Here is a 4,132-nt window from a genome sequence, read left to right on the forward strand (position 1 = left end):
AACGCCTGTCGCTTCCAGCAGCGCCACCGCGCCGAAAGCGAACCACTCCGCAGGCTGGACGGCATAGGCCACAGGGAGCTCGATGACGAGATCAGCGCCCATGCGCAGGGCCATTTCGGTCCGCGCGCGCTTACTGAACATGGCCGGCTCTCCGCGCTGGGTGAACGGGCCGCTCATCACGACGATGGCGCGGTCTGCGCCGGACAATCTTTTGGCCTCGCTGTAATGATGGACATGCCCGTTATGCAGCGGGTTGTATTCGGCAATAATTCCTACTGTCTGCACACAGGGTTCACTCCTGTTCAATTATCGTCCCAAATGGGTTACTAATAGTTATAACATAAATCAGCTCCCTTTTACCCAACAATATAAAGGAGAAATGGTTGACAAAGGTCATGTATGGTAGGTATAATAAATTTTGTTTGTTTGGAGTGATATCTATGAAGTTTCACTTTCGCAAAATTGCAAATGCCGACGGACCTTTGCGCTTCCACGAGCATGTGGATGTAAGCGGAGCCGTCAAAGGCCGCAAGGATATTTTGGCTGTATCACCGTTATTGGCCGATCTCGATGCGCTGCCCGCGGCTGCGGATCTCGTAACCGTGGAGGGTAAGCTGAGCGGAGATGCGGACATGCTATGTGCGCGTTGCTTGACTCCTGTCAAGAAGCATATGGATATTCCTTTTGCCGAAAAGTTCAAGTGGGGCAAGGAACCGGCTGAGCCGGAAGAAGGGGAGGACGAGGACCTTATCTACGTGACCGATGAAGCCGTAGAGCTGGCGCCTTATGTCCAGGAAAGCTATCTTCTTCATTTGCCGATTACCGTGCTTTGCGCCCCGGACTGCAAGGGACTCTGTCCCACATGCGGCCGTAACCTGAACGAAGGCGCCTGCAGTTGCGACAACACCGTAATCGATCCGCGCCTTGCCGGGTTGAAGGATTTTTTCAAATGAGAAGATGAAACCGAAACGGCCCGTCTAAACGGGTTGACTTGAATAAGGAGGTGGAACACATGGCAGTACCTCAACGTAGAACGTCCAAAACACGCCGTGACAAGCGCCGCACGCACTTTAAGCTGGTTGTCCCGGGCATGGTGAAATGTGAACAATGCGGAGAATTGAAGCTTGCTCACCACGTATGCAAAGTATGCGGAACGTACAAAGCAAGAGAGATCATCAAGCAATAATAGCGTTACAGATGAGACGGCAGGGCTTTCCTTTATTAAGGAAGATTGCCGTTTCTCGCTGAAATATAAGCCAATGGATAAGCGCGAAGCTTGTTTGTTCTTATATTTGAACAAAGTAGTACTTCATCTACCGGTGAGGTGCTATTTTTTTTGCGGGCAGGGAGCAAGTCTGCCGCAGGGACTTTGGCTTATGGAGGCGCTTTGCGGGCAGGTTTTGAAGTCAGAGCTTTATTTTTGCGGCGTCATGCTTTATACTACATATTAGTACCAGGTTCTAAATTTTGAATACACATAAACTTCCGACATAACTTGCGGCCGATTGCGGCATTAATTTCACAAACAAGGACGGGAGGTGAACCGCCATCGAGCGCTTGCCGAAGAAAAAACGCCAGCAGCAGCTTTTGCAGATTATTGAGGATAATCCTTTTGTCACGGACCGTGAGCTTACCCGGCAGCTTAAGGTCAGCATACAGACGATCCGGCTGGACCGAATGGAGCTTGGTATTCCGGAGCTGCGGGAGCGCATGAAGCAGATGGCGGAGCATTCCTACGACCAGGTGCGCTCTCTTCCCGTGGACGAAGTGATCGGCGATATCGTTGATTTGCAGCTGGACAAGAGCGGCATTTCGATATTTGAAATCCGGGAGGAGCATGTCTTCTCCAGGAACGGGATCGCCCGGGGCCATTATGTGTTCGCGCAGGCCAATTCGCTGGCGGTCGCTGTGATCGATGCTGAAATCGCGCTTACCGCCTCGGCGGATATCCGTTTCGTTCGCATGATTCGTCTGGGTGAGAAATGCATCTCCAAGGCTTATGTCCGCTCGCTGGCGGGCCGCAGGGGCAAGGCCGAGGTCGACGTATTTACATATGTTGGCGAGGAGATGGTCTTTCAGGGCCATTTCGTCGTGTACCGGTCCGTAAGCGAAGAATACAGCGAAGGGGTGAGCCGCAGTGCAGATCGCCATTGACGCCATGGGCGGAGATCATGCGCCAGAGAGCAATGTGGAGGGCGCTTTGTCCGCAGCGGCGGAATGGAAAGATACGAAGATTATCCTGGTCGGTGACGAAGCAAGGCTGGAGCCCCTGCTCAAAGACAAGCCGGCCAATATAACGGTGCGCCACGCAAGCGAAGTCATCGGCACCGATGAGGAGCCTGTCAAAGCGGTAAGGCGCAAAAAGGATTCATCCATGGTGGTTGCGGGAAAGCTGGTTAAGGAAGGCGAAGCCGAGGCCATGATATCTGCTGGAAATACGGGCGCCCTGATGACGACAGGGCTGCTGGTTGTCGGAAGAATGCCGGGCATCGAGCGTCCGGCGCTCGCTCCGATGATTCCGACTCTCGACGATGTCGGCGTGCTTGCGCTGGACCTTGGCGCGAATATGGACGCCGAACCGCAGCATCTGGCGCAGTACGCGCTGATGGGGAGCATTTACCGCAGCAAGGTGGACGGCATTGCGCAGCCCCGCGTTGGATTGCTGAATGTCGGCGCGGAGCCCGGCAAGGGCAACAAGCTGACGAAGGAAGCGTATCCGCTGCTGGAGCAGCTTCCCGGAATCCATTTTGTCGGCAACGTGGAAGCGCGAGACGTCCTGACGGGAAGCTGCGATGTGCTCGTCTGCGACGGATTTGCCGGCAATATTTTGCTGAAGTCGCTGGAGGGTGCGGCGGGTGCGATCTTCGCTCTGCTCAAGGAGCAGTTCAGCCGCTCCCTCAAGACAAAGCTTGGGGCGGCGATGCTTATGCCAGAGCTGAGAGGTCTAAAAGGCAAGATGGATTACAAGGAGCACGGCGGCGCGCCGCTGCTGGGCTTAAGCGGTCTCGTAGTGAAGGGGCACGGCTCTTCTGACGGAAATGCGATTAAGAATGCGGTCCGGCAGGCGCGGCAGGCGCTGTCGTCCGGCCTGGTCCCAAGTATATCCAAGGAAATCAGCGGGAAGTGAGTGACAATATGAAGAACTTACGGCCGGTCGGCATTATCGGCACGGGAAAATATGTACCCGAAAAAATATTGACCAACAGCGATCTGGAAAAAATCGTGGAAACGAACGACGAATGGATCGTCAGCCGGACGGGAATTCGTGAACGGCATATCGCGGCTCCGGATGAGGCGACCTCCGATCTTGCCTATGAAGCGTCGATCCGGGCGCTGGCTTCGGCAGGCCTCAAGCCCGAAGAGCTGGATCTGATCATCGTGGCCACAATTACGCCAGATACGATATTTCCCTCGACTGCCTGCGTTTTGCAGGATAAGCTCGGAGCCAAGGGCGCGGCTGCATTCGACCTGTCGGCGGCTTGCTCGGGCTTTGTATACAGTCTGGCGACTGCGGTTGGTTTCATTCAGAACGGAATGTACAATAACGCTCTTATCATCGGAGCGGATACGCTGTCGCGCATAACGGACTATACCGACCGCAATACCTGCGTGCTGTTCGGCGACGGCGCCGGAGCGGTCGTTATCGGCGAGGTGCCGAAGGGACGGGGCTTCCAGTCCTTTGATCTTGGCGCAGAGGGCGCCGGCGGACCGCTCCTGAAGCTGGAAGGCGGCGGCTCGCGGCTGCCCGCTACAGTGGAGACGGTGGAAGGCAAGAAGCATTTCATCTATATGAACGGCCGGGAAGTGTTCAAGTTTGCAGTCCGGGTCATGGGTGCGGCGACGGAGAAGGTGCTTGGCAAGGCGGGTCTGGCCAAAGAAGACATCGACTTGTTCATCCCGCATCAAGCGAATATCCGTATCATTCAGTCGGCGATGCAGCGCCTGGACCTTCCGCCGGAGAAGTGCGTAATCAATGTAGATAAATACGCGAACACCTCGGCGGCATCCATACCGCTCGCTTTGGTGGAAGCGGCGGAAGAAGGACGGATGAAGGAAGGCGATACCGTTCTGATGGTCGGCTTCGGCGGAGGCCTGACTTGGGGCGCTTCCATATTGGTTTGGTAAGCGGAAG

General features: G+C 55.2%; 6 protein-coding genes. 5 read left to right on the forward strand and 1 reads right to left on the reverse strand.

Going from position 1 to position 4,132, the window contains the following annotated elements:
- On the reverse strand, positions 1-285 hold a 285-nt coding region (locus L692_RS28510; RefSeq protein WP_036723280.1), incomplete at its 3' end, for a nucleotidyltransferase family protein.
- 155 nt (positions 286-440) lie between these two features.
- Between L692_RS28510 and L692_RS0111400 the strand changes: the two genes are divergently transcribed.
- The 5 genes from L692_RS0111400 (at position 441) to L692_RS0111420 (ending at position 4,125) form a co-directional block, all read left to right on the forward strand.
- Positions 441-953 carry a YceD family protein gene (locus L692_RS0111400; RefSeq protein WP_025699942.1) on the forward strand — a complete coding sequence of 171 codons (513 nt, stop codon included), beginning with the start codon at positions 441-443 and terminating at the stop codon, positions 951-953.
- 59 nt (positions 954-1,012) lie between these two features.
- A complete protein-coding gene (gene rpmF / locus L692_RS31135; protein ID WP_019911234.1) occupies positions 1,013-1,186 on the forward strand; it encodes a 50S ribosomal protein L32 in 174 nt (57 codons plus the stop codon).
- A 371-nt stretch (positions 1,187-1,557) separates the two neighbouring features.
- Complete coding sequence (fapR, locus tag L692_RS0111410) at positions 1,558-2,154, forward strand: transcription factor FapR (protein WP_025699945.1); 597 nt, start codon at positions 1,558-1,560, stop codon at positions 2,152-2,154.
- Positions 2,138-3,127, forward strand: a complete 990-nt coding sequence (plsX, locus tag L692_RS0111415; protein ID WP_025699946.1) for a phosphate acyltransferase PlsX — start codon at positions 2,138-2,140, stop codon at positions 3,125-3,127. The genes fapR and plsX overlap by 17 nt, the downstream gene beginning before the upstream one ends.
- A gap of 8 nt (positions 3,128-3,135) precedes the next feature.
- On the forward strand, positions 3,136-4,125 hold the full coding sequence (locus L692_RS0111420; protein ID WP_025699948.1) for a beta-ketoacyl-ACP synthase III: 990 nt from the start codon (positions 3,136-3,138) through the stop codon (positions 4,123-4,125).
- Positions 4,126-4,132: the final 7 nt, after the last annotated feature.

The organism is Paenibacillus forsythiae T98 (assembly GCF_000520735.1).
GTDB classification, from domain to species: Bacteria; Bacillota; Bacilli; order Paenibacillales; family Paenibacillaceae; genus Paenibacillus_AQ; species Paenibacillus_AQ forsythiae.